Source organism: Pseudomonas sp. FSL R10-2964 (assembly GCF_009600035.1).
Lineage (GTDB): Bacteria > Pseudomonadota > Gammaproteobacteria > Pseudomonadales > Pseudomonadaceae > Aquipseudomonas > Aquipseudomonas bubulae.
This window is the reverse complement of the sequence record NZ_WIWH01000091.1, coordinates 1-1,328: the sequence shown is the minus strand read 5'-3', so window position 1 is coordinate 1,328 and position 1,328 is coordinate 1. Positions and strand designations below refer to the sequence as shown.

Below are 1,328 nucleotides of genomic sequence, written 5' to 3'. Positions count from 1 at the left end.
CTGGACTTGCCCCTACCAAACCGGACACCAAGTCCCCGTTAAATTGATGCTGCCGCTAAGCGCCTGAACTCCCTCGGTGAGCGATAGTTCAAGGCGCTGTGTGGATGCTGCTCGTTATAGTGCTCGAAGGCAATTGCCAGGTTACGCAACGCTGTTTCTCCATCCGGCTTGGGCATGTGCGCCACGTAATCTCGTTTAATCGTCTTCACGAAGCTCTCGGCCATGCCGTTGCTCTGCGGGCTGCGCACCGGGGTGGTCACCGGCTGCAAGCCGATCTGTCGAGCAAACAGGCGTGTCTGTTCGGCGGTGTACGCCGAGCCGTTGTCGCTCAGCCATTGCACTGGCGTGGTGGGCAGTTGATCACCAAAACGCTTCTCCACGCTTTCCAGCATCAAGTCGCGGATATCATCGCCGCTGTACCCGGTCGGACTTGCCACCCAGCCGATGGCTTCGCGATCACAGCAATCGAGGGCGAAGGTCACGCTCAGTTTGGCGCCGTCCTCACAACGGAACTCAAAGCCGTCCGAGCACCAACGCGTATCGCTGGTTTCCACCGCAATACGGCCTTCGTGCCGACGCGGCACGCCAGGCTGTTTGATCCGGCGTTCAAGCAGCAGATTGTGATCACGCATCACCCGGTAAACCCGTTTCACGTTGATCGCCGGCAGCGACCGCTTTTCACGTGCACGACGCAGCAGCCCCCAGACGCGGCGGTATCCATAGCTGGGCAGTTCGCTGACCTCTTGCTGGATCTCAGCGACCAGCTCTACATCGTTCACAGGCCTGCTTCGCCGCACTTTGGGCGATACCGATTGCTTGATTCGAACCGTTAATTGCGAGCGCGCTACACCGAGACATTTACTGACCAGCTTCACTGGTCGTCCCCCGGCAACAAGGGTGAGTGCGCAATCCATTTTCGCGACCGGGCGATCTCTACGGCCTCTTTGAGGATTTCTGCTTCCATTGTTTTCTTGCCCAGCATCCGTTGCAGTTCACGGATCTGCTTGAGTGCATCGCTCAGCTCAGAGGCCGGTACCACGGCTTCACCAGCGCTGACCGCCGACAGGCTGCCGTCCTGGTAAAGCTTGCGCCACAGGAATAATTGGTTGGCATTGATGCCGTTGCGCCGAGCGACGACCGACACACTTTGCCCTGGCTCAAGGCTCTCGCGAACCATGGTCAGTTTTTGCTCCGGGCTCCAGCGGCGTCGCCGCTCCTGGCCCAAAAGCTCCCCACTCTTATCGTTGCTGTTAGTCATAAACATAACCGTTTGCCTATCCCTTATCGTAAGGGGGAAACGGTGTCCTGTCTTTCATGGGGCTCGTCCA

The 1,328-nt window shown here is 58.5% G+C and carries 1 protein-coding gene; it reads right to left on the bottom strand.

The features are described from left to right. Positions 1–38: 38 nt before the first annotated feature. A protein-coding gene (locus GHN92_RS23555) for an IS3 family transposase (RefSeq protein ID WP_372239760.1) occupies positions 39–1,258 on the bottom strand; the annotation gives its coding sequence in 2 pieces (ribosomal slippage) (positions 39–913 and positions 913–1,258; 1,221 coding nt in all). Between the last annotated feature and the right edge of the window lie 70 nt (positions 1,259–1,328).